Raw genomic sequence first — 272 nt, forward strand, 5'->3', positions numbered from 1 at the left:
TGGATATTTTGGCTGCTCAGGATGACACGCAGCATCAATTCATCTTCACTATCCGTCCTGCCCTGCTCATTCAATAATTCTTTAGAAACAATCGAGACCATCGTCACATAATCTAATTCACGTACTTGTTTGGATGCATTTTGGTAGTAAACCGGGAAGGTAAAAATATGACGCCCCGTTTCCGACCAATATTTCAATGGAACTAGCAATGCAATATCTTGGGATAAGAGATTACTGACTAATAATGAATCCGGAATGGAACCCTCCAAACC

At 40.8% G+C, this 272-nt stretch carries 1 pseudogene; it reads right to left on the reverse strand.

Going from position 1 to position 272, the window contains the following annotated elements:
• Window positions 1-272 (reverse strand): annotated as a pseudogene (locus SB773_RS31790) (IucA/IucC family siderophore biosynthesis protein); the annotation flags it as partial.

It is taken from the genome of Bacillus sp. SIMBA_074 (assembly GCF_046534555.1).
GTDB lineage: Bacteria > Bacillota > Bacilli > Bacillales > Bacillaceae_G > Bacillus_A > Bacillus_A mycoides.